This is a genomic window from Algoriphagus antarcticus (genome assembly GCF_002150685.1).
Taxonomy (GTDB): Bacteria; Bacteroidota; Bacteroidia; order Cytophagales; family Cyclobacteriaceae; genus Algoriphagus; species Algoriphagus antarcticus.
Map to the genome: position 1 here is coordinate 1 of NZ_MSSW01000093.1, position 25,796 is coordinate 25,796.

The window sequence follows — 25,796 nt, forward strand, 5'->3', positions numbered from 1 at the left end:
CTGATTAAATCTCATTTTAATAATTCCTGTCAACTAAGTTGCGAATACAAATTTTTTATTCAAATTTGACGTAAAGAAATCCTAAGTTTATAAATGAATCACCAAATTTTTTTTAGCTCAGGATCCAGCCTTGGGGACGTAATTTTAGAGCATATCGACTTAGCAAATGAATCAATTTACGTAGCTGTGGCCTGGTTCACCGATCCCATGATTTTTGATAGGCTGATCGAGAAACTCAACGAAGGAATAAAGGTTGAAGTAATCATTACAAACCATCAATTTAATTGGGATTCGCGTAATGATTACGAGATTCTCAATAAAAATGGCGGGTACTTCGCTACCTGCGGAAGTGACAATAGCTTAATGCACAATAAGTTTTGCATTATAGACCACTATTATGTTTTAAATGGTTCATTTAACTATACGAAAAAAGCGAATCACTCAAATCAGGAGAACCTCACCGTAGTTGGAGGGGACCCAATTTATGCATCGAGGTTTTATGAGGAATTTCAAAAACTCAAAGAATTAGCAGGTTTTCAGAAAACTATGGAAGAAGAATTATCTCTTTCAGAATGTATTAAGACGCTCACAGCTATTCGGACCTTTATTCAAATCGGAGAGATTACTTACATTTTTCCAATCGCGAATAAAATCAAGAATGTAGATCAGATAAAACATATTTATGATTTGATCATGCTCAAGGAGTACGGAAAGGCATTAGAAGAGATTAATGTTTTTTTGAGAGGTTACTCACAAGTAATCAATGTTGGAGCCTTTGAAAGAGAGTATCTAAAAACTCAGATTCGCCTAATTTCTTTTCAAATTCTTTTATTAGAATCGGAAAAAGTGGATTTGGAGAACTTAGTAGAAGACTTTAATCACAGATATACAATTGAGCTCTTCCCCTTGATTATTAAAATCCTTGTGCTCAAGAAAAAAATTAATGAAAAGCTGAAGAAACGAAACGTCCATTCCTCAGAATTTGAAGAAGCTGAAAGACAGTACCAAGAAGCTGTAGCAGAACTTGATGAGGAATTAGAAAATATTATTCCAGAGCTAAATGAAAATGAAGCAGATGAGTTGAAAAAATTGCATCGCGAAGCTGCGAAGTATTGTCATCCTGATTCAAGCGAAAGAAAAATAAAGGACGTTAAGGAAGCAGAGAAGGTTTTCAGTGAGCTTACGGAGGCCTATCATAGAAAGGATTTAGATCGGGTAAGATATATCTGTTATAAGCTTCGTCGCGGGGAGTCCTTGGATGAACTGGAGTCAATATCAGAGCTTGAAATACTCACGGCAAAATTGGAAACATTAAAATCTAAGTTGTATATGTTACTTCATGAAATATATCAGATTAAATCTTCTGAGGAATTTAAAACGATCATGTCCAAAGATTTGAACAAGTATTTTGAAGAGAAGAAAAATGAGCTGACAGAAAATTATCAGGAATTGTTAACCAAATACGGTAGAAATGAAGAAAAATGAAATTGTAAAGATAAATCAAAGAAGTCTGCCATCTAAAGGTCCTAATGCTTTAGAGAAGTTTGGAAAACTTCAGGGAAAGCTCGCCGCACTAAAATCGAGCTTGAATAAAAATGAAGTCATACCAAGAATCTACAATCAGCTGGTACTTTTTGTATTGGATGGTTCTCGCTCAATGGAAGGACTTTCGTTAAATAAAATCTCAAAAGCTCAGGATATCCATGAGAATGTACAAAAGGTGCTAGACAGGTTGAGAAATAGTAAGAATAAGACTTCATTTGATATTTGTTTTGTTGCCTTTTCTGATGAGTTTAAAAACGTTTTTGGAATTAAGGAATTAAAGGAAGTTTCTGAACAACAGTCATTCAACTCACTAAAATTGCTGGACAAAACTGGAGGGACTCAGCTTTTACCAGCATTGTGTGAAGTAGAGAAAATGGTTGACGAGTATATGGATATGAAAGATAATTTGTTACCGAGAAATACATTAATCCTTTTAATGACAGATGGTATGATGGATGATTATAAGGATTCGTTAATGAAAATAGAAGAGCTGAAATTGAATGAGAACCTCAGTATTTCAGTAATGTATTTAGACCAGCTAATCGAAGAAGGAAGTAAATGGTATTCTTGGGATGAAGAAAAAGACGAATTGGACTATTCTAAAGAAACACCAGTAGAAGAAGTGAGGGAAAAAAGAAAGAAACGTGCTGAGAAACTGAAACATTTCGCAAGCTCAGATGATCTTTTTATGTCAGCTGTTGATCCAGAAGCAATTCGAAATCATATGATAAATAGTATTACAGCTACATCTCAATTGATTTAAGTGAACTATTTTGCTACTTCAACAAAAGGAGTTTCCAAAAATCAGGATTCTTCAGAATCGACTCACAATGGATTAGTACTATGTGATGGGATAGGCTCACTATCGGGTTCAGGAATTGTCTCATCGACAGTGTGCGAACTTTTTATCAATGAACTTATCAATCATTATGGAGGATTTGATGATCAAAAGATCGTAAATGAGATATCTGAGCAAATCAAAAGAATGAAAGATGAAGGTGGTACTACTTTAATCTATTGCAGGGAATTAAATGAGGATTCCGTAAGGATTGGCTATTTGGGAAATGGGGGTATATCAGGACTTCGTGGCGATTTTTATTACGAAAAACTTGGGGAGAAAGTCAATCTATATACACACCTTATGCTTCCACATGTAGATAGAACAGGTGCTCTAACAAGACATATTTCTACAAATTCTTTCGCTAACACTTTTCAGATTTCCACTCTGGATTTGACTCTTAATTCTGAATGTGGAGACATCTTGATTTTTTTTACCGATGGTCTTGGTTCAATTGAAACACAATTTATTGCAGACGTGGATGAAAATGGAATATGGCGATCTGAGTTGGATTTATTTCATGAGATTTTATTTGCTCTTCACGAAAACCTTCAAACCAAATGTGATAGGGAGGTGAGAAATGACGGGTTAAAAATGATGCTGGACAATAAGTGTAAAGAATTTAAAGATCAGGGTTCGTTAGAAGATGATATTAGTATAGGTCTTTTGGTGACAGAAAAAGTATTTGATTATTACCTATCAAAGGAATCAGGAAATGATTAGAGACTTTGATTCATTTGATGAATATTCACTTTTAGGTCAGGGAAGAGCTGACGGAGAAATTGAATTTTTGCATCATCTGAGCTATCAGGATGAAGTCTACAAGACAGGCGGGTTTGCTAATATCCATAAAGTAGTCAGCGTAAATAGAAAGCAGAGGAAAGATTTGCTACTTAAGATATATCACCAGCAAGAGCATTCAGATCATGCATACAATGCTGTTGAGCAACTTCATGTGAAGCTTAAAAGAAATCAATTGAAGGGTAGAGTGACAACTTTTCAAAAGTTTCCGACATTGTTAGGGATGCCATTTTTAGTTTTTAAGTCAAATGATAGTTTGACTGGAGAGTTATTTGTGGGACTTTTGATGTATGACCTATCTTTATTAGGCTATAAAGATTATGGTGATGAGGAAATCAGGAATGATCTTGTTAATGGAATAGAAGCAGTGCTTTATAGCTATCAACTTGCAAAAACCTTTCAGTTATTACATGATTTTGATTTTTTACATTCTGATGTTAAAGCGGCTTCAATTTTTATTAATCCAGAATCTAAAATGCTTTGCCTGATTGATTTTGATAGTGGTTTCCATTATAAAACACAGGAAAAACCCTCAACGAAGGGATCGATTACTGGCTGGTTTAGAAAGATAACATGGTTAAATAAAGCCTTTGATAAACTTACTGGAAACGACGATTACGGTCATCAAAAATTCTTACATAATGAAGTTTGGTCTCTCAATGCTGCTATTTTCCAATTCTTTTCAGGCCAAAATTCTCCCTTTAGCTTTTTAACCACACTTGATGATACTCAAAAGGAGAAGTATATAAAAAATATCAGTTGGCCTAACTTCAAGCCCGATTCAAGTCTATTCAATGAACGCGCTGAGCAATCAATTTCTGATATTCAGGAAACAATTAAAACTTATGAGGAAGCTGGAGTAGAAGGAATAGGCTTACTTTTCAAAAACTCATTTAATGAAGGATATTCAAATTATGAAAAAGTAGTAAAACCAAAAGAATGGATAAACCTTTTTGAAGGGGTCATTTCTGAGCTACCAACACACCCCGTGATTATTTCATTAGAATCTAATAAAAAACATATTGATTATGGTGGTGAAAAAATTATTATTCGCTGGGTTGCTCAAAAGGTGGATTATGTCTCAATTGGAGAGTCCATTAGCACAATTGGCCAAAGTGAAATAGAAGTTTCAGTACCTGAAGAGAAAGATATAGAAGTTAAGTTTCATAACTTCTATATCTCGTCTACTCAATCTATTTTTATTAGGGCTAATAGAAGATTTCCCAAGGTTGAGTTTTTCAAGTCAGATGTTTCTGTAAGGAAAGATGAATCGCCAGTGTTATTGGTTTGGAGTGTGAAAGATGCTTATAAAATTAATATTAATGGGGTCAAAGGACTTGATCCTTCCTCAGGTGAATTTGCAGTGAAACCCATTATACCAACTGCGTTTAAACTTCAATGTGAAGGTGGCTTTGGAGAAATATCTGAAGCGGAAGTCTTCATTGATTTGATTAGGCCAACTATAAAAGAATTTTCTTACGAAGTCAACTTAGATTATGGGTTAGATAACATTGACTTGAAGTGGAAAACTACCAATGCTGTATCAATTGAAATAACGCCAGCGATAGGAAAGGTTAATCAGGAAGGAATAGAACATATTCCTATTAAGGATGAGACCTCTTTTACTTTAATAGTGAAAGGGTTGTTTTTTACTCAGTCCAAGATAGTAAAAGCAAAGCCATTCCCATTGCCGATAGTAAAGCAGTTAATGGTAGAATTCCCAAAAATCGAATTGAATGCCACAATCAACTTAACTCCCTTGAAAGTACCTGATCCATTGTACAAGTATGCTCAGATTAAATTTCAAAACACTGTTGATTCTTTGCCATCGGAGATCAAATACTTTGATGGACAGATAAATTTTAACCTTCGTGTACCCGATTTGAAATGTAACTATGAAGAACCTTCTTTAGAATTACCTACAAAATTGACTTATAGAAACCTTCTTAAAAAAGTATCCAAATTTTTAAAATTTCAATCTAATGAGTAATCCTTTCAAATTCCTTTGGGATAAATTTTACACTATGTTTTTGTGGTCCTCTGGGGCTGATTTGGAGGTGCTTGATCAAGTGCCTATGGAGAAGAATAAATTCTATGGCATAGGAGGCACGATTGTATTTACTGCCCTCATGGCCACTTTTGCAGGGGGTTATGCTTTCTATACGGCATTCGATGATGTTTATCCGTCGATATTTTTTGGGTTTTTCTGGGGCGCCTTAATATTTAATTTGGATCGATACATCGTCTCAAGTTTTGGAGTTGGAGATGGCAAGAAAACAATTTCTGGACAGGAAATGATTGAGGCAGCGCCAAGATTGATGATGGCAATAATTTTGGGTTTAGTAATATCAACTCCTCTTGAACTAAAGTTGTTCGAGAGTGAGATTAATGCTGAAATTAAGAGATTGAATGACTTAACCACACAGGAGTCTGAGTTTAACTATACGGCCCAGGCAGATTCGTTAGCAATTACTTTTATTAAAGAAAACCAGTCAATCGAGGAAGGAATTGATCTTAGGAGACAGGAATTGGAAGTCTTAAGGCTTAAAAGAAATGATGCATATGACAAGTACATGTGTGAATTGAATGGCACTTGTGGAACTGGCAGGCCTGGGGAAGGGCCTGTATTCCGTGAGGCAAAAGAAAATTATATAAATCTAAATGAAGAGTTTAAAAATATGGAAGCAAGCTATGGACAGCTCAATGAACAAGACTTGCAGGGTATAAGAGAAAAAGAAGGTCGAATTAATAATTTAAGAGATGAGGCAAGACAGAAAAGTGCTTCTTTACGTACTGAATTTGAGAGTAGAAATGGATTATTGGCAAGGCTCGAAGCCCTCGGATCTTTGACGGATAAGGATTCTTCCCTGTGGGCTGCAAAGTGGCTTGTAACCATTCTCTTTGTATTTATAGAAATCGCTCCAATATTGTTTAAAATGATGACTGAAAGAGGTCCTTATGATGATATTATAGATTATAAGAAGCATCAGGTCAAAGTCCGGCATATGTTGCTGACATCAAACCTAAATGAAGAAGTCAATACTGATGTAAAAATCAACGCAGAAAAAAGTTCTCAAAAGCTGGAAGCTGAATTGTTAGCCAATAGAGAGCTTTTAAAAACTATTGCATTAGCTCAGTCTGAAATTGCTGCTGCAGCAATTGCCAAGTGGAAAGAGGGTCAAATTCAAAAGGCAAGGGATAATCCTGATGGAATTATCACTTCATGATGATTAAACGAGCCTAACATCCTGAATCAAAAGTCAATATTTAAGGTAAAACAGATTTGATAATCAAATTTTTTATTCAAGAAATATAGAATAAATTATTTGCCTCTATTTCAACCAAAACCCATAAACCTCCTTATTTACTTCCTAATCGACACCCTCAATTCCAGGCTCAATTATTTGCTGACTGGATTGGTCTTTTGGATCATCAATAATCCAAGTTACTGCCAATTCGGAACCGTCGCCATTTTTTTCTCAATTGGTTTGTAACAGTTCAACTGAACTGATACAAAAATGGAAACAGAAGTTCATATCAAAACTTAATAGGCTTAAGTTCCAAATTCTTTTGCAAAGTTATATTCCTTTTCAAATGGCATTTTAAGCTCAGCAAGTAAATTAGGAAGGCTATTCGCAATTGAAACATACAAATAGGCAAGAACCTTATGCCCTGAGAATCCTTTACCTTTTTGGAAAGATACTTTGTATCCTTGTTTGTTGGGATCTATTCCTGTATTAACAAGCAAGGCAAGTTCCATTGCGATTTCTTGTATTCTTGGATCATCGAGTTTTTTGAAAAACTTAATTGCATCCACCATGTGAAGGAAAATCGCCATGTTGATTTTTAAGTCTGCGTTGGCTGAAAGAAATTTTTAAATAAATCTGAAGAGGTTTTAGAGCATTTTATAAATCAAAGGCGGAAGAAAAAATAAGGGAACGCTTGAGAGTGATTTTAGGGAAATTTGATCAAAGCCCAACCTCCATCAAGGTTATGGATTTACAAAATCGGTGGGCTTCTTGGACTCCTAAAAACGGATTGAATTTTCATTGGAAATGCGCTATGGCACCTATTTCAGTATTAGACTATATCATTACCCATAAGATGGTACATCTTGAGTTCCCAAATCACTCACAGGACTTTTGGAATGAATTGGATAAAAAAATGCCAAACTTCCGAGAGAAAGAAGCTTGGCTTAAGAACAATGGAATGAAGATGGATCTATGAATTATTAGAAAAAACTTGTGCTTGTGTTTATATAGAACTCAGATTCGTAATTACCTCCATCAAGCCGTTCATTACCAGCGTACTTCGTGACGTTAGAAGCTTTGACAGAAGCAGCCACTTTATATGGCCCATTTGGCAAGGTGAATGATCTTCTGTTTCGAGGAGGTAGAACTATTTTTTTACTCTCAGCGCCACTGTACCATACTGTAAGTTCGTATGCAGTATTGTTGTAAATCTCTATAGAATTCGTTGTTGGTCTGGTAGCTCCAAATCCATTGGAAGAAGTTTTATTCATAGGTGGCATATAGCCATAATCTCCTTTAAAAATATTTGCGACTTCCAAATCGATAACTTTCTTTCTTGCACTATCAGCAAGATCACTGAAGGGGAAGTTGGATAAGAAAGTATTATAGCTCGCTATCGTATTCAATGATTGGGCCTTAGACCAAGCTGTGTTTTCGAATTGTTGAATTTTAGATTTTGCTTGGTAGGCATAAGAAGAATTAGGATATTGGCTCAAAAAACTTTTGTATGCGTGGTAGCTATTTTGGCTTTGAGTGCGATTCCATGCGGGTAGAATCAGTTTTTCTTCTTGAATTTGATTGATTCTGTTTTTTGCAATTGAGCTATTGTTTCCAGATGGGAAACTTCTTAAGTATTGACTATAAGACGCGGTGGTGTTTTCAGAGGAAGCATTTAACCATGCATTTCTGTCCATTATATCGGTAGTTTTTTTCCGAGCTTCGGTAACAAAATTGGAATTTGGATAGGCAGAAATAAATGAATTATAAGCATCTATTGAATTTTTCGATTTGGCTTTATTCCAATCTGAAGTGATTATTTCAGTGATTCCGGATCTTGCTGCGGCACTGTATTTAGAACTGGGGTTTTGACTTAAGTATTGCTCATATGCTCTAATTGTATTGAGCGACTTGGCTTTATTCCAGTCTTCTAATTGTTTTTCATCTTTTGTGGCTTTAGCATATAAACTTTTAGCTTCGCTGACATTTTTCCCATTGGGATAGGAATCAAGGTAATTTTTATAGGAAAATGAAGAGTTCGATCTCTTTGCTATATTCCAATCTCGGTTTTCATAAAGGGCTTTTAATCTAATTGCTGCGGGTTGAGCGTATGAGCTTTTTGGGTATTCCTTTAAAAAGTTCTCATATGCCTGAATTGTGCCTAAGGTTGAGGTAACTTGATATTGTTTACCAGCACCGCAGGAAAATAATATGACGGATAGGGAGATTAGTAATATTCTGGAAACGCTTAAGTTTTTCAAAGCTTTATCTATTAGGGTTTAAATTCAGAATTAACTGAATTATTAAGGAGGCCAAATAAAATGAATAGATGATAGATTAAAATACCCTGTACAGGGTATTTTTTGGTCTATTGAAGAAAATTGGTTCAATAGGTTAAAAAGAATCTAAGAGTATTGAATCAAAAAAAGAATAATAAAATCTGAGAAAAGTCAGACTTCTAAAAATAAAATGGGCCTATAACCCATAATCCTTAGCATTTACATCCCAGTCGATATCCTTAATCCCAGACTCAATAATCTGTTGAAGAGTCTGGTCTATTTTATTACATGTGGTTCATGATACCACCAATTCGGAACCATCGTCATTTTTTTCTTAATTGGTTTGTAACAGTTTAATCAAATTGATACAAAAATTGAAACAGAAGGTCATCTCTAAACTTAATCGGATTAAGTCCCGAAGACTTTTGCAAGGTTGTATTCCTTCTCAAATGGCATTTTAAGCTCAGCAAGTAAATCAGGAAGGCTAAGCGCAATTGAAACATACATGTAAGCCAGAACCTTCTGACCTGAGAATCCTTTGCCTTTTTGGAAGGAAACCTTGTATCCCTGCTTGTGGGGATCTATTCCTGTATTACCTAGCATAGCGAGTTCCATTGCGATTTCTTGTATCCATTGTTCATCGTGTTTTTTGAAAAACTTGATTGCGTCCACCATATGAAGGAAAATAGCCATGTTGATATTCACATCAGCATTAGCTGAAAGAAATTTCTTCATCTCTTCTTCCTCTTCCAATAAGAAACTATCCGAGCCGAGTGGGTTGGATTCAATTTTCTCCAGAACCTCAGTAGGTTCTTTCCCTTTCTTTGAATTGTTGGGATCTCGCTTGAATTTGAAGAATACATCCAGTTCCAAGTCATTGGCCCAGTTTTGAACCAATTCATATTCTTCTCCGGGTTCTCGATCTTTCCTGTATTCCAGAAACTCATCCCAGAACTGATCTAAAAAGCCTTTTTCCGTAGGGCTAAGAGGATATCTGGATTCTAATGAAGTTCCATAAAGGTTATCAATTTGTCTTGCCGTAAGGGCGTTGTAGACTTTAACTTTGCTAATCAAGGCAGAGGGAGTGATATCAAGGATCTGTTGGTCAGTAACAGCCTGTAGAGAAAGCTTGTCCATTTCAACCATAGAAATGAATTGGTATGGGCGTAGCTCCTTGAACTCTTTGTAAAGTAGATCCTCTATAAACAAATCAATCGGGGCGTTAAAAACTCTGCTGTTTAGTCCGTGGAAAACACTTTCTATAAATCCCTTAATATTCTCTTCAGGCAATCCATCAGATCTTAGCTTTTTACAGGTAGGCTCCATCAGCTTTCGGAAGCTAATTAAATGTTCCTGATCACTTGAGAAAAGAAGGTTTTCACCTAATTCCCTTGCTGACAGGATCAGTTTAAGATGCGTAAGCTCGTGACAAATCAAGTGTTCAATTCTTGGCGAATCTGGGCGATAGGAAACCAAATGATAGTCTCTATCATAGTTTTCCGCAATCTCTATTTTTGCATTTACTTTAAGATCTTTGATAATCTGGATTTGTATTTCTTTTCCGGATACCCTTTCAAGCTGGCTGATGTAATCCGCTACCAGATCCATTTTTGAACCCTCTTTGAAATACTGATTGGCTACACTCAATAGAAAATCATCGAGTATTTCTTTCATCTGGGCATCTTTCGGTTGACAAGCTTTTAGCCCCGATACCCCTGATTCAAATGCTTTAAGGGTATTGCCCTTTCTCATTTCAATAATCCCCATTCCATGTAAGGCATTTACAAAAGCAGGATTCACCTTCAGGGCATTTTTGAAATACCTTTCTGCCAAATTCAGTTTATCAAGTCTTAGGAAAATTCCCCCAATGTTGGACAGCGCCAGATAGTTTTCAGGATCCGCCTCAATGATTTGGTCAAAGTAGGTTAATGCTGTTTGGGTATCTTTTTCTGCTCTCAGGTAAATGTTACCCATCAGAAGCAGTGCCCAATTGTTTTTAGGATTCCATCGTAAAGCCTCAATGAGACTGTCAATAGCATTATCGTATTCTCCCAGTTCTTCGTATGCTTGTCCCAAATTTCTATGGTATTCAGAGACTTTGGGATTAGCTTCAATTAGCCGCTCAAAAATTGGAATTGCCTCCCGATATTTTTTAGTAGTACAAAGATCGGCAGCCTTATAAAAATCATCTGGGTATTTTTGCTGAACCGAGTCAGGAAGAGAAATGGTAATCACATCACCATCGATTTCGACTTTTGGGGTATGTCCATACTGGGAATAGTAAATCGTCAGAACCTTTCGAATAACCTCATTGTCATGGATGTCGATGTCGGGAAAAATTGCTTTGAGAAATTCTGACTTTTTAAAACTTTGATCCATGTGCTAAAGAAACCCAAAAAGGGCTAAAGGTTAAAATTTTTTTTCACGAAAAATGGAATGGTCGGGCGCTTTACCATTTGGTTTAAAGCTGGAGATATGAGCAAACATAGTAAGAAATTCATCTTCTGGCTGATAAATGCAGGGGACCTTTAGAGACAGCCACCGAATTGACAATGGCTTGTAATAAAAAGTATGGCTTTGGTAAGGAATTGACAAGTACATCTATGAATTCCGATGTTTACATAATCATCAACCATAACCTTGTTGATGGGGAGTCAGAGGCCATGGAAATCATTAAAGGGGTAAGGGGGGAAGCACGACAAGCCTTTAGTAGAGAATCAGTCTTACTTGTACAATTTGCAAAAGTGCTTGCTGACCAGCCTTCATTGCATCAGGAACAAATCCTCGAATTGGTGATGGACTATGGAACAGCAGAGATAAAAAAATGAATTGCTGAGCGTACTATTGGATTTAGGGATATGCTTACGGAGAGACGTAAATATTCTTCAATTATACACAGGCTATAGGCTTCCAGCTGAAAAAACGTAGGAAAGTATCCTTTTGGGGGTTAATGACTGCCGGAGATGTTTAGAGGTATATAAAAGGGACAACATTAAGTCAATCCAACGAGATTTCAGTTAGAAGATCCTTTCCTATATTTGACCTCAAACTAGATCAAAATCTGAAGAATTAGATACAATTATTGATGGTTTTTGGGCGTTTTGAATGATCGTTACAAAGTGTTATGATTAAGGGAAATGATCAATTGTTTCTCTATAAGTTTTACTATTTTGTATAATACATTGATATTCAGTGCTTATTCGAGTCCTGTTCCCGCTACATTGAAGGATACTAGAAATAGTGTCCTTTTTTTGTTTCAACCCGTCGGGCTCATATCCGTCACTGCAAACACAGGACTGTAAACATAGGTTCGACCCGCGATGGCTATCGGGGCCGTTCCCGCTACATAGAGCCGATCAGAAATGATCGGTTTTTTTATGCTAAGTTTTCAAAAAATTATCTAGAATTAGTTTTAAATGAATGGTCACAGATTCGAACAGAGGTATTCCAATTATAATCATCGATATTGATCCAGAGAAGCCTTGATCCTGTCTTGGATGACTTTTTTAAATGATTCAGGGGCTATGACTTTTACGGATTCTGCATATGAGAGTATTAGTCTTTCCAATTCATAATTCGATATAATATCAAGGTGGAATTCCAACTTTTGATCCTCAAAACATTTTTTTATTTAGGGCTATTCCCATAATAAATTAACACGCTTTATCAGATTAGTAAAACAGTTCGGATCCGATCAACAAGAATGGAAAGGAATTTTTCATACGTTTATTTCTCCATTTATCTTTTTGCAAACTATTTTTATCTAAAAGAGGTGTTTTCAAACCAAAATCTAAATCTCTTTCAATGATTAGCCCAAATCTTCAAATTTTGCTCTAGCATCTCGAATCTCCACCCGAGGCGAAGATTTTTTAATAACCGGTTTGATTGAGAATTTTGATGGATCCTTGGTTTTGGATGTGGAAGGAATTAGTGAATTGGTGAAGGGCATGCGATTCAATTTTGATTCACACCTGGAATCAGATATTCAAATCATAGATCCAGCAAATACCACATTAGTCGCTGATAAATTTATGGATACAGAAGGACAAAACTCTTTTGAGAAACACATCTTCGAAATAGTAACCAGTACGGAAATAAAATACACGTCGCGCACAAGGCGGCTTTCAACCTCTTCGGCTATCAGTTAGACCCAACTTTGAAAGCCTTCAAGCTCCCTCGACCACGGTTATTGATAGCTGATGGAGTGGGATTGGGTAAGACAATTGAGGTGGGGATATTTTTGGCTGAAATGATCAAAAGAGGCAAAGGTAAACGCATCATGGTTTTAGCCTTGAAATCTATTTTAGGACAGTTTCAACAGGAAATATGGAATCGATTTTCTATTCCTTTAGTAAGGCTTGATTCCCATGTTATTGCCCAGATTAAATCGGAGCTACCTGCCAATAATAACCCTTTTGAGTACTACGATAAGACGATCATCTCTATAGATACCCTTAAGAATAATGCGAAATTTCGCCACTATATCGAAAAGTCTCGATGGGATATCATTGTCATCGATGAATGTCACACCGTAGCTAATAGCAGTAGTCAAAGAGGTGATCTTGCGCAATTCTTGGCTACCCGGTGTGAATCTCTGATTCTAACCTCAGCCACTCCCATAATGGCAAGAAGGAGACTTTTGCAAATCTGATCAAGATGATTGAACCTATAGCCATTCCCAGGTCAGAAGAATAAAGCAAAGCTGATGTGGAACTATACTATGTGAGAAGGTTCAAGCAGGATATATTGGATGATGATGTTCGGTCTAATTTTCAGGAAAGAAAGATTGTTCCCATCCATTCTGATATTACTTATTCTACTCCATGAAGAGTTTCAAAAATCCACCCCAAAGATCCGAACTCACAGATTGAGCAGGCATCTGTACGATCTCGGTAGGATTTTGGAATCTGAGTTTGCAGCTAAAGCACTCGCAAGCCCCGAGCTATATATGGATATCGTCCATCATAGACGTGTTTTGACTAAGATAAATGGGCTTGATTATTCCAAACATGCTCCTAAGTACCTGAATCCCATTCCTCCAACAAGCATGCGGGATAGTTGGGCAACTGATTATAAGATCATGCAGGAGCATATGATCTATGGCGATTCACTGCCATTCGAACAATTGCTGTCTAAGCTGACGGGTCTCAAAGCGAAAATCAATCAACTCGATTGGGAAATTGAAGTGAAAAAGTGAGCAATAAGGGTATTTGATCTTGAGCACATTGTTATTCCCCGCTATTCAACCACTTAATCCAGTGTATGTCATAGCAGGGAACAACATGATTGTTTATATGCTCAAAGGCTTCGTCAGCATTCAACGAATGACCCTCACTTCCCCTTTTTAAACCCCTTTGCCCAGACCAACGCTCCTTTGGTATTGCGCCAGAGATCTTGTGCAAAAAATGCATAGCCAGTGGCTTCATCCTTGCTTCCTAAAACGTAGGAGGATGGGGCAGAAACTACATCTTTTTTGGAGTTGAGTTTGGCTACCACATAGCCGTTCGAATTAATAGCGATTTGCATCAGTTTCTTCGTTTCAGGAGAGGCACCTTCGTTTTTGTATTGGGCGAGCGCTCGATTGAAATTAGAGGACGTGCCGTCTTCAAAGTCGAAAAGCTGATCGTAGTGCTTGAATTTTTTCAGATCGCCAACCATTAAAAGCGATATTCCGAGCTGATCGCGAACACCCTGATTGTCGCTTGGATTGAGCTCGATCATTTTTTCATAGGTTGCTATATTCTCTTCGCTTTTCCCCATTAAACCTAAAATCTCAGCGGTCATCTGCAAACAGCGCATGTACGAGCGTGTTTCGTGCATTCCCCAAAAGTGACCCTTGTTCTCCTCTAAAAACTTACCTCCAAATTGCTTATCTCCTAGCGCCACGCCCTTTTCATAGAAAGCAAGGCTGATAGGCATACTATCTCCCAAGTTTCCTAAAAACTCAAAGGCTTCGATGCAGTCAGGGTCAAGCTCGAGCGCTTCGATAATATTATCCATCGCATCATCTGGATCCATTTCGTAGTATCCACCCGAGCAACTGCATCTTTATTTAGGTTGATTTTTTATTAGGGATAGTTTATAATTTTTGGGCAGGAGTTGCTGTATTTTCTGGATGTTGGTATCCATTATCTGATCGAAGACATACTTGAGCCACTGCTGCGGGTTTACTTCTTCTTTTTTACACATAGCAAAGAAAGAGTAGCTCATTGCTGCACGCTGTGCGGCTTCGTGTGATCCGGCGAACAGGTAGTTTTTGCGTCCCAGGGCTACCGGTCTGATTACATTCTCGATCTTATTGTTGTCGATTTCCAGCATGCCGTCCATCAGATAGTTGGAGAGCTGTTCCCACCGCGTCATGGTATAGGACATGGCCTTGCCGATGATACTTTTGGGAAGCACTTGGGCATAGTTTTCCTGCAGCCAGCTGGAAAAGGCTTCCAACAGTGGGCAGACATGGTCGAGCCGGTAGGACTTTTTGTCTTTCGCGCTGAGCTGTTTGTCCCGGCAGTGTGCCTCAACTTCATAGAGCTTTCCTATAAAGGCCAGTGCCAGCGTCGCTCTTGACTTATCATTCTCCAGCGCCTCAAAAAATTTTCTGCGCGCATGTGCCCAGCATCCCAGGTGGGTAACACCTGGCTGATTTCCATAGTATTCATACGTAGCGTACCCATCGCTCTGCAGGTAGCCTTTGAAACCTTTCAATATCTTTTTGGGAGCCGCTTGGTCACGACCCTTTTGGTAATCAAACAAGACGGTGCCGTTCACCGGGTTGTGGTAGACCCAGTAGTAGCCCAGATGTGTGTCTTTCTTTTTGGTGCTGTCCAGTACTTTTATGGTGGTTTCGTCGGCTTGGAGATATCCTTTGCCGCAGGTGTCTTTCACCAGCCAGTCATAGAGGATTTCCAGCCGTTCCATTCCCTGTCTTGCCCAGCCATCCAGTGTGGAAGCGGCTATGGGGATATTTTCGCGTTTGAAGCGCTGAAGCTGGCGGTAGAGCGGCAGATGATCCACGTATTTGTCTGTCAGGATCGAGGCAAGCAAGCCATTTCCCACACTGCTTTTGTCAATCAGACGGGAAGGGAGTGGTGCGATGGCTATTGGAGACTTGCCTTCCTGTACCTTGGACACGTATTTATAACGGATATACCGACGGATGATGTAGCTGCCGGGAATATAGTCTAGCTCTTCAGTGACCTCTTTGCCGATACAGGTCATCTCCTCCAGGTTGCCTTCAGGATACAGCTCTATTTCTTCTACAGGGAGATGTTCAGGCAGTTTAGTCCTGCCCGGATGTGGAGAACGGGATTTCTTGCGGACGCATGTTACTTTTTCGTCCAGTTCCTGCTGAGCTTCTTGTTGTTGTTCTGCCGTCGTTTCAAAAGGCAGGGACAGCTGGTCGGGTGACTCGAAGCGTTCCCGCTTCTGTCCAAAGAGCATCTTCTGGAACTTGGCAAGAATCCCTTCCAGCTTTTCGATGCGCTGGTCTTTGGACTCAATGACTTTAGTGTTGGATTCCAGCTCCTTTTCCCATACGCCCAACAGGGCGATGAGTTCGGCTTTGCTCAGCTGGTCCAGAGGATTGTTCATGAATCTAAACTAATGCCCTGAAATCATCCTTCAAAGCATTAGTTTCCCACACACCCTGTGGATAAACAGGCTCTCGGGGTTGATTTTTGACTGACAGCACAAAAAGCTTCCCAGTTACCTCCAAGGCCATTTTCACCCCCAAAAAACTGAATGAGAGTCGATAAAATAAAGGCTTCGAAACCTAAAAAAAACTTAGGCCAGTGTGTATCTGGGGAGTTGGCGGGAATCCAGCACCCGGATACCTTCGACCATCAGCACAAGAGATGACCAGGGAAGTGTGCCTCCTGCTTCCATTCCCACAGGAGGATGGAAGGTGCCTTTTTCCAGTCTCTTGTAGTAGATCACCAGTCCGCCAGCTTCCCAGTGGAGCAGTTTGACCAGGGTACGGCTGCGGTTCAGGAAGATATACACTTCCCCGGACAGCGGATTCCGCTCCAGGGAATTGCGTACCAGACCGCTTAAGCCGTCAAACCCTTTGCGCATGTCCACGGCACCGCCATAGAGAAAGAACCGCTGGGAGGATCCTAACGTGAACACCTTACCACTTGATCAACTGTTGGATCACCGAAAGGTCATGGATACCCCGAATGATTGTCCCATTGGGGAAAATGACTTCCAAACCAGCGGAATGTACAGGGGAAGTTACTTCGGTAAAGCCAGAAGTAACAGACTCTGTCTTTGCACACACTTTACGGTACCAGTAGGAAAATGTAGGTAGCTTGAGGCTGTGTTGGATGCAGAATTCACGCTGGGTGAGTCCGCTGGATTGGTAGGAAGCAACAACTGCTTCCATCTGTTCTTGGTTTGCTCGTCTCATTGGCTTGTTTTTGATGCAAACCTAATGGGTCAAATCAGCTCATGAAATATGTACTTGCTCGGGTGGATACATTTCGTAGGCCTCAAAAATCAACTCCTTGGCCCACTCAGCGGGGGACATATTTTTTTTGGATGGCAAGGGTATTTTCTTCCCAACCAACTGATCCATAAAAGCATTCAGTTCATCCTCATTCTTAAAGTCCTGCTCGGCGAGTAGGCGCTGAATATCATACATCATCTTTTCATGTTTCATATCAAAGCTTATTTAGTTGCAGTAATTGATAAATACATAGAATCATTTCGTCACAAATTCTAATTTTTGACTCAAAAGCCCAAGAAATTTGATGGCGTATATTTTGTGTTCATCTGTAATCCTATGTTTTCCCTACAGTCTACAGATCTGTTTCAATTACAAATTTTATTAATCTCAATAGGATTTGAGCAGAACTTTGAGTGACTTCTTATAGGTTTTGATAAAGCTACCAATCATTATTTTTCATAACTTGAATTTACTATTTCCTGTCGCAATTTGTACTTCATTTGTCTGAATTGAACAGGATGAATCAGTCCTTCACTTGATAAATTTGTTAAGTTAGTTTTTGAAAACAAATCATAAAACCATGAACAATACTCAAAACACTAAAATTACCGTACGGACAATTGTAAATGCACCCATCGAGACAGTCTGGGATTACTTTACTCAGCCCAAGCATATCATTCATTGGAATAATTCTTCGCCTGATTGGCATACGCCTAGAACAGAAAACGACCTTCAGCCAGGCGGAAGCTTTACTTCCAGAATGGAGGCTAAAGACGGTAGTATGGGTTTTGATTTTGGCGGCGTTTATCAGGAAGTGGAGAAGCATTCCTTCTATACCTATATTATGGAGGATGGACGCGCTGCGAAAGTTTCTTTCAAGAAAGTGCCTGATGGAATCGAAATCACGGAGACGTTTGATGCTGAGATGGACAAGCCTCTGGAAATGCAAAAAAATGGCTGGCAGGCTATTTTAGATAATTTCAAAACCTACGCCGAATCAGAAGCAAAATTGGTCAGATTGCATTTTGAGATTTTGATCAAAAATACAGCTGCTGAGGTCTATAGAATTATGTTGGAAAAGCCGACTTATGAAGAATGGACTGATGAGTTTTCGCCAGGATCTACCTATATAGGTACTTGGGAGAAGGGGAGTAAGATCCTATTTGTCTCTCTAGGTGAGGAGGGGAATCAAAATGGCCTTGTCAGTAAAATCATAAAAAACGAGCATAATAAACATGTCGATATCGAGCATCTCGGAGAACTGAAAGAGGGAGTAGAAATTATGGAAGGCAAAGAAGTAGAAATGTGGAAAGGCGCTCATGAGAAATATACTTTTAAAGAGAAAGGAGTTGATACTTTACTTTTAATCGATCTGGACTCCAGCATGGAATTCGATGAATACTTTATTCGTATGTGGCCAAAAGCTTTAGACAAACTCAAAGAAATCTGCGAGAGAAATGGATAATCAATCTGTAAACACCCTGAATGAGCCAATCTACCCATGCTTGTGGTTTGATGGCAATGCAAAAGAAGCTGCGGAGTTTTACTGCTCGATGTTTTCGGATTCTGCGATTGTCGACCAAAAACCCGATGGTAGTGATCTTCAAAGCTGCTGGTCAGAAATTTATGTGTCTGAATGGTGGCCCTGCATTTAAGTTTACGCCAGCGATTTCATTCTACACTATCATCCTAAATGAGGATGAGATCCAAACAGTCTGGGATATCTTGATTGAAAATGGCAGAGCTTTGATGCCTCTGGATAGGTATCCGTGGAGCAAAAAATACGGTTGGGTGCAGGATAAATTTGGAGTTACTTGGCAGCTCACTATCGACAAACCTGAATTTTCTGACCAAAAATTCATTCCGGCATTTTTGTTCTCTTGGAATAATTTTGGCAAAGCCGAAGAAGCAATCAATTTCTATAGTAGCATTTTTGAAGGTTCGTCTATCAAGTTGATTTCAAGGTACGAAGCTGGTGATGCCAATGGGCAAGACGGCAAAATCAATCATGCGCAGTTTGAACTGAATGGACAATTATTTGCTGCGATGGGCAGTGCCATTGTTCATGATTTCGATTTCAACGAAGCACTTTCCTTAGTAGTGGAATGTGCTGATCAAACGCAAATTGATTATTTCTGGGAGAAGTTTTTGGAAGGAGGAAAAGAAAGTCAATGCGGCTGGCTAAAAGATCGATATGGTATTTCTTGGCAGATCGTGCCTGAAATCCTTCCTGAACTAATGGCCAATCCAGAGCGATCTGGTTGGGTCGTTCAGGCTTTTATGAAAATGAAAAAGTTTGATATCGAGAAATTGGCGAATGCCTGAAATGGAATTTTTTGATCCAGCATCAACCGCAAAGGTTGGAAAGGCTTCGCAAAGTTCGCTGTAGTAATCCTGCTTCTCCAGAACCAGGATTTACCTTTTTAACATCTCCATTGGCGAATTTCTATCCTTAATGTGAGCCTTGCTATTCCTTCACCAACCGACCTCGATAAACCGTAAAATCCTCTTGCTCCTCTTCTCCAGTATGCTTTTTCATCCACCAGATGTCTTCTCCGATTACTGCGAAATTGTATGAGTTCATTTCTGGCAAGGTTAAAGGAATGATATCTCCTTTCTGAGTCAATACTACTGTTCTTGTTTTTATTTCTTCAGATAGCTTCGCTCTTAACTCTTTGGAAGCTTCACCTGCCATTACAATCGCTATATCACCCTTGTCAGCTGGAGTTGGTTTGTATGAAATCAATAAATCATCTCCATACTTTTCCAAATTGAGTATTTGTGAGGGATAGGGATTTATTTTATAGTCAGCAATTTTCGCGAAGCTCACAACTCCTTTTTCGAATCCTGTACCAGCTACAAATCCATCAAGATTCAAGGCTGCCTTTTCTTTCAACACAGGTTTTGCCCCCGACCAATCATAGGTAAATAAGATTGGCTCATTTTGAAAAACGAGATACAGCAACTGTGATTTTTCATCATAAGAGAAAACAGGTCTGAAATCACTGAAGACAAACACATTTCCATTTAGGAATTGAGAGCCCTCAGGAAAAGGTAAAAATGTTTGGGTTTCCTCAGTTTCAAGGTCAGTTAGGATCAAGTTTTTCCTAGTTTGGAGAAACTCAGGGTCGTAGTCATCAGGTGCCTCTTCGATTATGTCCAGTGAATAAAGCAGGTATTCCTTTCCGTCTTTTTCGATGACTTGATAGGTTTTAAAATGTGAAAATGCCCCTCCCAAGCTCCATTGGTTCTGATAAATTCCAAAATTCTGGACTATCTCGCCGTCTTTCTTAAATAATTTCAAGCCACTCATGATGTCCAAAATCACCAAGTTACCATTCTTATCTTGTGTGAAATTGCCGCCAGACATCGAGAAAGCTCCAGGCACATCACCTGTCTTGTCCCATTTATCTGTTGGATTTCCATCTCTGTCGAATAGGTAAACATCAGAAGAAGCTCCATCTCTAAAGATGATGTGATCTTCGTCAGCTGTCTGAAACATGAAAATTTTAGCAAGGATACCGCTAACTGTCACCGAATCTAAAGTCTCCAGTTTGTAGCTGGGTAACTCATTCGAGCTGTTTTCAGATTGATTGTCCTTTGTCTGGCAAGAAAAAAATAGTAAAATGAGAAATGTTGAAAGGACTTGAATCTTCATAAGGTAGTTTTAGGCCAACTAGTTAAGAAAAAAATCTGGATAGTAGGGATAGTGCCAGTAAGGTTATATTCTTTATTTCGCAGGCTAGAAGAAAGACGATCGAAGTTGCGTTTTTTCTAGATAAAATCCGTTTTTATAAGTGCATTCCCATGCTTATGAAAGAATATTGGCGAGCTAAAAAAGTTTGTAGGGGTATCCTCTGTTTTATAATTTTTGAGATAAAAGCATCACACAATAAGTTCCAATCTTAGATTTAGGCCTCTTGTCCCGATGGCAATCGGGACGTCTTCGGTCTTCTAGCCTGTGGTAAATCAAAGAAGATGAGCTTAATGACATCATTTAGAATATCACCTCAAATCAATCACTTCTATGCCAGGGTATTGTTTGGCGTCAAAGACAAAGTAGGATGCTGGAAGATTAGCGTCAAGCTTTAAGTTTTTGAAGGTGTAAGAAAATACGCCTCCCTGCCCATCATACATTTCCCAGCCAAGCAGATTTGAGCTGCTTTTGTCAATCATCAGTTTTACCTGTTCGAAAGGAGCGTTGTTTTTCTCAGCGATCAATTCCACTATCTGAGCTGTTTTGCCCTGAAATTGCTTTTCCCCAATCAATTTATAGCTATAGCCAGATTCGTAAAGTCGGTAAATGTTGGAGGGAGTCAATTCGCCTTCCATTTGGCCAGCATCGTTGATAGTAACTTCTTTGTAATTGTCAGATTGGATAAAAGTCCAAACGGTCTTGCCATCGTTGTAGATTTCCTGATCTGGGAGTTTGAGGCGGTACTGCTCGCCTTTGACAGCGATATCACCTGACTGTCTATCACCAGGACCAGAAGCATCCTGAAAAGTGAAGTCGAAGTTTGCAGTAAAACCACTCATAGCCTGGAAATTTTGGCTCATGGCATCTAAAACAATTTTTGCTTTCGGATCCTTTTGAGCTGAGGCGTCGAATGAGAAGAAGAGGGCAAGAAAAAGCGTATAGACTAAGTAGAATTTTTTCATGAAAGGGGCTGTTTGAACAGCTTTTACAAACTATTCAATAACCGTTCCAAACTAGCTTCATCTTGAATAAGCACCTCACGAGCTTTAGATCCTTCGAATGCGCCTACAATACCAGCAGCTTCCAACTGATCGATGATTCTTCCAGCTCGATTGTAGCCCAGTTTTAGTTTTCGCTGAATCAAAGAAGTACTTCCCTGCTGATGCATCACGAGTAACCTAGCAGCATCGTTGAAAAGAGGGTCTAGGTCGGAGAAATCAACACTCCCAATCGAGTTGTCGGAATCTTCTCCTTCAAACTCAGGAAGTAAATAAGCATCCGAATAGCCTTTTTGCTCGCCAATCCAATCACAGATAGAATCGACCTCAGGAGTATCCAAGAATGCGCATTGGATTCGTGTTATTTCAGATCCGTGGGATAAGAGCATATCTCCCATGCCTATCAATTGATCTGCTCCGCCAGTATCGAGAATAGTTCGGCTGTCTATCTTTGAAGTCACGCGAAAAGATAGTCGTGCAGGGAAATTAGCCTTGATTATACCGGTAATCACATTTACGGAAGGTCTTTGGGTAGCGACTACCAAGTGAATACCTATTGCTCTGGCAAGCTGTGCAAGACGTGCAATCGGACCTTCTATCTCCTTACCTGCCGTCATCATCAAATCCGCTAATTCGTCAATTACCAAGACGATATACGGCATGAAGCGATGGCCATTCTCTGGATTAAGCTTGCGTGCGACGAATTTTGCGTTGTATTCCTTTATATTTCTTGTGCCCGCATCTTTCAATAAATTGTATCGATTATCCATCTCCATACAAAGAGAATTCAGCGTGTAAATCACCTTTTTGGTATCGGTGATAATAGCCTCTTCAGCTCCCGGGAGTTTGGCTAAGAAGTGTCTTTCAATCTTATTGAAAAGCGTCAACTCCACCTTTTTCGGATCTACGAGCACAAACTTCAACTGAGATGGGTGCTTCTTGTAAATCAAAGAAGCTAAGATCATATTCAGACCAACAGACTTACCTTGACCAGTCGCACCAGCCATTAGTAAGTGAGGCATTTTTGCCAAATCAACAACAAAAACCTCGTTTGAAATAGTCTTACCCAAAGCAATAGGAAGATCCTTGTCCGAGCGCATGAATTTCTCAGTGCCCAAAACAGCACGTGCTGGAACAAGCTCACGGTTTTTGTTTGGAACTTCTATACCGATAGTGCCTTTTCCGGGAATTGGAGCAATGATTCTTATTCCCAAAGCCGCTAAGCTCAGCGCAATGTCATCTTCCAAATTTTTGATTTTAGAGATCTTGACACCAGGTTCAGGGACGATTTCATATAGAGTAACTGTCGGTCCGATGGTCGCTTTGATTTCCTGAATTCCAATCTTGAAGTTTTCAAGTGTCTCTACGATCTTGTTTTTATTATCCTCTAGTTCTTGACGGCTAACTGTTACTTTTTGAACGTCGTATTCATTCAGCAAGTCCAGGGTAGGGTATTTGTAATGCGGTAAATCCAGCGTAGGATCGTAGGCATCCAAATTCTCAACTTCCTCAGCTGTTTTCTCTTCTCCTGTGGGCTTTACCACTGAGAAGATTTTTTCCTCTGCTTTCTTTTCTGCCTCGCGCTCTACTATTGGATCTAGAATATTAAGTTGAGGTACATCGAAGGCGATTTCATCTTTTTTAGATTTCGTTTTTGATTCCGTTTTGAGCTCGATAGGATTCTCAGGTTGATCTTCTTTGATCACCCAAGAGCTTCCGTCGTCATCGATTTCTTCTTCCTCCTCAATTTCCTCTTCGAAAGGATTTTTCACAGGAGAAGCAGGATCTAAGTCATCCTCCGTCAAATCAGGATCAGAATCTTTGCTACTAAACCAGTCCAATTTGTCAATATCAAAAAAGAAAATCACGAAGATGAGCATGGATCCTCCCAATAAAATAAACGTTCCCCAGCTAAGAAAATCTGCAGACAGCTTTGCTAATTCATAACCAAAACCTCCTGAAAGGAAGCTCCAGTAGGAATAGCCTTGGATCAAAATCACTACATAGCCAGTCAGTAGGCCGAGCCAGAACGTAAAGAAAAGCGCGAATGTGGTGTAGCGAGTAAGTGAAACCAATGATATTTTGAAGGCCCACTTGAATCCCAATAAAAACAGGAATGGAGGAAATAAAAAGGCAGCTATTCCAAACCAGCGATAGATAAGCCAGTTGCCAGCTTGCGCTCCAAGATATCCCAGCCAGTTGGTAGATTCACGGGCCGTGTCTCTGATTGCTTCGTTAGGATTGTTCATAACCAAACTCTGATCCGCAGGCCCGTTCACGAGATAGCTGATAAAAGCGATCAACAGAAAAATAGCAATAGACATCAGCAAAATGCCGAGTGTCAAGACTAGCTTGGCATAATTAAACTTTCCAAAAGAAAAGCTAGGTGCTTTGAAGCCTGATTCTTTCTTTTTGGTGGGTTCTCCTTTTTTTCTAAAAGTATTGGTCCTAGGTGAATTGGTGGCCATGTATTCTATTCAAATCCGATTTATGATAAGTTCAATGAATTTAGACTGACAAATTACTGCGAAAAATGAGCCAATAATCCTTTTTTAATCTTTTTGATCAACCCAGGCCCTTCATAAATCATGCCCGTGTACACTTGAATCAAGCTAGCTCCTGCTTCTAGTTTTTCTATTGCATCTTCTGCTGAAAAGATTCCGCCCACTCCTATGATTGGGAAAGCCTTGTTTGACTTTTCAGATAGGTATCGGATGACTTCAGTACTTCTTTTACCTAACACTTTTCCACTTACACCTCCAGCACCGATCGCTTCTACTTCTCCTTTTGAGGTATTCAATTGCGAACGATCAGTGGTTGTGTTGGTCGCTATTACGCCATTAATTTTTGTTTCCTGCACGATTTCGATGATGTCGTCTAATTGTCCGTCCGTCAAATCAGGAGCAATTTTCAGGAGAATAGGTTTAGGATTTGGCTTTAGATCATTTACGTTTTTCACAGCTTGGAGCAACGCCTTAAGCGGCTCTTTCTCCTGCAAATCCCGAAGATTTGGTGTATTTGGCGAACTTACATTTACTACGAAATAATCTACGTGATCATGCAATGCTTCCAGGCAAATCAAATAATCGTCAACAGCATTTTCGTTTGGAGTGACCTTATTTTTGCCAATATTTCCACCAACTAGCACAGTAGACTTACGCTTCTTCAACCGCTCAACTGCTTCGTACACGCCTCCATTATTGAAGCCCATGCGATTGATCAGAGATTCGTCCTGCGGAAGTCTGAACAATCTAGGTTGTGGATTTCCTTCTTGAGGTTTTGGTGTGAGCGTCCCGATCTCGATAAAACCAAAACCAAGCATAGCCATTTCATCAATGACCTTTGCATCCTTATCAAAACCAGCAGCCAATCCAACTGGGTTCTTAAATTTCAATCCAAAAACCTCACGCTCCAGCTTTTTGTCTTCCAGATGAAAAGTCGATTCTACTATCGATCCGATCATTGGAAGATTGAATGTTAACCTAGTTAGATCTACCGTAAAGTGGTGAGCATCTTCAGGTTTTTTTAGGAAAAATAGAGGTTTGAGTAGTGATTTGTACACGTAGATTTGGATTGCGTTCGTGTGGCAAAGATATCGTTTTATAAAATTTGAAGATTGGAAAAGAGTAATCAATTCTAAGATTTGTCTGAAAGTAAGATTTAACCGCGGGGGTCACAGAGATTTGCGCAGAGGGCACAACTTAGATTTAACCTTTCGCTTATTTGGTTTTATGTGTATCCGCTTATCTGTACGTATTTCCTTGGGATAAATGTTTGAAGTGCAAAGGCGGCAATTCCCCCTTTCTAAAATAATGGTGCTAATTTAAAGTTTTTATTATCTTAGCTGCATCATTAAACTGAGACAACATGAAGCTAAACAGATCGCTGGCGATAAGCACCAGTATTCAAGAGTGTAAAATGGGCGACATCATAGGGTTGTTGGA

24 protein-coding genes and 2 pseudogenes are annotated in these 25,796 nt (G+C 39.2%); 13 read left to right on the top strand and 13 right to left on the bottom strand.

The annotated features are described in order from the left end of the window. The first annotated feature begins 93 nt into the window (after positions 1–93). From BVH04_RS23025 to BVH04_RS23045, 5 genes are read left to right on the top strand one after another with little or no spacing between them, the layout of a single operon-like run. Complete coding sequence (locus BVH04_RS23025) at positions 94–1,485, top strand: phospholipase D-like domain-containing protein (RefSeq protein WP_086543819.1); 1,392 nt, start codon at positions 94–96, stop codon at positions 1,483–1,485. Continuing rightward, on the top strand, positions 1,472–2,308 hold the full coding sequence (locus tag BVH04_RS23030) for a vWA domain-containing protein (protein ID WP_086543820.1): 837 nt from the start codon (positions 1,472–1,474) through the stop codon (positions 2,306–2,308). Before BVH04_RS23025 ends, BVH04_RS23030 begins: the two co-directional genes overlap by 14 nt. Beyond that, positions 2,309–3,106 (top strand): protein phosphatase 2C domain-containing protein, encoded by a 798-nt coding sequence (locus tag BVH04_RS23035; protein ID WP_086543821.1) that lies wholly within the window; start codon positions 2,309–2,311, stop codon positions 3,104–3,106. Then, positions 3,099–5,174: a protein kinase family protein gene (locus tag BVH04_RS23040; protein WP_086543822.1), complete on the top strand. Its 2,076-nt coding sequence runs from the start codon at positions 3,099–3,101 to the stop codon at positions 5,172–5,174. Before BVH04_RS23035 ends, BVH04_RS23040 begins: the two co-directional genes overlap by 8 nt. 34 nt (positions 5,175–5,208) lie before the next feature. Then, a complete protein-coding gene (locus BVH04_RS23045; RefSeq protein ID WP_262481384.1) occupies positions 5,209–6,411 on the top strand; it encodes a DUF4407 domain-containing protein in 1,203 nt (400 codons plus the stop codon). Positions 6,412–6,737: 326 nt separating this feature from the next. Here the strand turns inward: BVH04_RS23045 and BVH04_RS23050 are convergent, their stop codons facing one another. Next, positions 6,738–7,004: a hypothetical protein gene (locus BVH04_RS23050; protein ID WP_140160650.1), complete on the bottom strand. Its 267-nt coding sequence runs from the start codon at positions 7,002–7,004 to the stop codon at positions 6,738–6,740. 86 nt (positions 7,005–7,090) lie between these two features. Here BVH04_RS23050 and BVH04_RS23055 point away from each other — a divergent pair. Then, positions 7,091–7,411 (top strand): annotated as a pseudogene (locus BVH04_RS23055) (M48 family metallopeptidase); the annotation flags it as partial. 4 nt (positions 7,412–7,415) lie between these two features. Here BVH04_RS23055 and BVH04_RS23060 read toward each other — a convergent pair. Then, positions 7,416–8,693, bottom strand: a complete 1,278-nt coding sequence (locus tag BVH04_RS23060) for an outer membrane protein assembly factor BamD (protein ID WP_086543826.1) — start codon at positions 8,691–8,693, stop codon at positions 7,416–7,418. Between the two features lie 426 nt (positions 8,694–9,119). Further along, the gene (locus BVH04_RS23065; RefSeq protein ID WP_086543827.1) at positions 9,120–11,090 is read right to left on the bottom strand and encodes a tetratricopeptide repeat protein; all 1,971 of its coding nucleotides are present in this window, start codon (positions 11,088–11,090) and stop codon (positions 9,120–9,122) included. A gap of 173 nt (positions 11,091–11,263) precedes the next feature. Here BVH04_RS23065 and BVH04_RS23070 point away from each other — a divergent pair, with 173 nt between their 5' ends. Next, positions 11,264–11,539 carry a hypothetical protein gene (locus tag BVH04_RS23070; protein ID WP_086543828.1) on the top strand — a complete coding sequence of 92 codons (276 nt, stop codon included), beginning with the start codon at positions 11,264–11,266 and terminating at the stop codon, positions 11,537–11,539. Between the two features lie 629 nt (positions 11,540–12,168). Here BVH04_RS23070 and BVH04_RS26750 read toward each other — a convergent pair. Beyond that, the gene (locus BVH04_RS26750) at positions 12,169–12,315 is read right to left on the bottom strand and encodes a hypothetical protein (protein WP_394335244.1); all 147 of its coding nucleotides are present in this window, start codon (positions 12,313–12,315) and stop codon (positions 12,169–12,171) included. 277 nt (positions 12,316–12,592) lie between these two features. On the opposite strand from BVH04_RS26750, the gene BVH04_RS25905 reads away from it, so the two are divergent. The 3 genes from BVH04_RS25905 (at position 12,593) to BVH04_RS23080 (ending at position 13,908) form a co-directional block, all read left to right on the top strand. After that, on the top strand, positions 12,593–12,859 hold the full coding sequence (locus BVH04_RS25905) for a hypothetical protein (protein ID WP_205635915.1): 267 nt from the start codon (positions 12,593–12,595) through the stop codon (positions 12,857–12,859). Between the two features lie 8 nt (positions 12,860–12,867). Beyond that, positions 12,868–13,362 carry an SNF2-related protein gene (locus BVH04_RS25910; RefSeq protein WP_205635916.1) on the top strand — a complete coding sequence of 165 codons (495 nt, stop codon included), beginning with the start codon at positions 12,868–12,870 and terminating at the stop codon, positions 13,360–13,362. A gap of 105 nt (positions 13,363–13,467) precedes the next feature. Continuing rightward, positions 13,468–13,908 (top strand): nucleotidyl transferase AbiEii/AbiGii toxin family protein, encoded by a 441-nt coding sequence (locus tag BVH04_RS23080; protein WP_262481383.1) that lies wholly within the window; start codon positions 13,468–13,470, stop codon positions 13,906–13,908. Between the two features lie 134 nt (positions 13,909–14,042). Here the strand turns inward: BVH04_RS23080 and BVH04_RS23085 are convergent, their stop codons facing one another. From BVH04_RS23085 to BVH04_RS23105, 5 genes are all read right to left on the bottom strand, one after another. Next, entirely contained in the window at positions 14,043–14,729 is a 687-nt protein-coding gene (locus tag BVH04_RS23085) for a tetratricopeptide repeat protein (protein ID WP_086543830.1), read from the bottom strand. 30 nt (positions 14,730–14,759) lie between these two features. Beyond that, positions 14,760–16,301: an IS66 family transposase gene (gene tnpC / locus BVH04_RS23090; RefSeq protein ID WP_086543831.1), complete on the bottom strand. Its 1,542-nt coding sequence runs from the start codon at positions 16,299–16,301 to the stop codon at positions 14,760–14,762. A 192-nt stretch (positions 16,302–16,493) separates the two neighbouring features. Then, positions 16,494–16,838 (bottom strand): IS66 family insertion sequence element accessory protein TnpB, encoded by a 345-nt coding sequence (gene tnpB, locus BVH04_RS23095; protein WP_086543832.1) that lies wholly within the window; start codon positions 16,836–16,838, stop codon positions 16,494–16,496. A gap of 1 nt (position 16,839) precedes the next feature. Continuing rightward, complete coding sequence (gene tnpA, locus BVH04_RS23100; protein WP_086543833.1) at positions 16,840–17,118, bottom strand: IS66 family insertion sequence element accessory protein TnpA; 279 nt, start codon at positions 17,116–17,118, stop codon at positions 16,840–16,842. A 39-nt stretch (positions 17,119–17,157) separates the two neighbouring features. Then, on the bottom strand, positions 17,158–17,370 hold the full coding sequence (locus tag BVH04_RS23105; protein WP_086543834.1) for a hypothetical protein: 213 nt from the start codon (positions 17,368–17,370) through the stop codon (positions 17,158–17,160). Positions 17,371–17,737: 367 nt separating this feature from the next. Between BVH04_RS23105 and BVH04_RS23110 the strand changes: the two genes are divergently transcribed. The 3 genes and pseudogenes from BVH04_RS23110 to BVH04_RS23115 all read left to right on the top strand — a co-directional run bounded on the left by BVH04_RS23110 (position 17,738) and on the right by BVH04_RS23115 (position 19,482). After that, the gene (locus tag BVH04_RS23110) at positions 17,738–18,622 is read left to right on the top strand and encodes an SRPBCC family protein (protein WP_086543835.1); all 885 of its coding nucleotides are present in this window, start codon (positions 17,738–17,740) and stop codon (positions 18,620–18,622) included. A gap of 88 nt (positions 18,623–18,710) precedes the next feature. After that, positions 18,711–18,924, top strand: a pseudogene (locus BVH04_RS26270) (VOC family protein); the annotation flags it as partial. Next, a complete protein-coding gene (locus tag BVH04_RS23115) occupies positions 18,907–19,482 on the top strand; it encodes a VOC family protein (protein WP_240511033.1) in 576 nt (191 codons plus the stop codon). The pseudogene BVH04_RS26270 and the gene BVH04_RS23115, both read left to right, overlap by 18 nt. Positions 19,483–19,624: 142 nt before the next feature. On the opposite strand, the gene BVH04_RS23120 is transcribed toward BVH04_RS23115, so the two are convergent. The 4 genes from BVH04_RS23120 to BVH04_RS23135 all read right to left on the bottom strand — a co-directional run bounded on the left by BVH04_RS23120 (position 19,625) and on the right by BVH04_RS23135 (position 25,414). Next, entirely contained in the window at positions 19,625–20,815 is a 1,191-nt protein-coding gene (locus BVH04_RS23120) for an NHL repeat-containing protein (RefSeq protein WP_086543836.1), read from the bottom strand. Positions 20,816–21,162: 347 nt separating this feature from the next. Continuing rightward, entirely contained in the window at positions 21,163–21,816 is a 654-nt protein-coding gene (locus BVH04_RS23125) for a LolA family protein (protein WP_086543837.1), read from the bottom strand. A gap of 23 nt (positions 21,817–21,839) precedes the next feature. Beyond that, complete coding sequence (locus BVH04_RS23130) at positions 21,840–24,320, bottom strand: FtsK/SpoIIIE family DNA translocase (protein WP_086543838.1); 2,481 nt, start codon at positions 24,318–24,320, stop codon at positions 21,840–21,842. 53 nt (positions 24,321–24,373) lie between these two features. Then, positions 24,374–25,414: a quinone-dependent dihydroorotate dehydrogenase gene (locus tag BVH04_RS23135; RefSeq protein WP_086543839.1), complete on the bottom strand. Its 1,041-nt coding sequence runs from the start codon at positions 25,412–25,414 to the stop codon at positions 24,374–24,376. Positions 25,415–25,796: the final 382 nt, after the last annotated feature.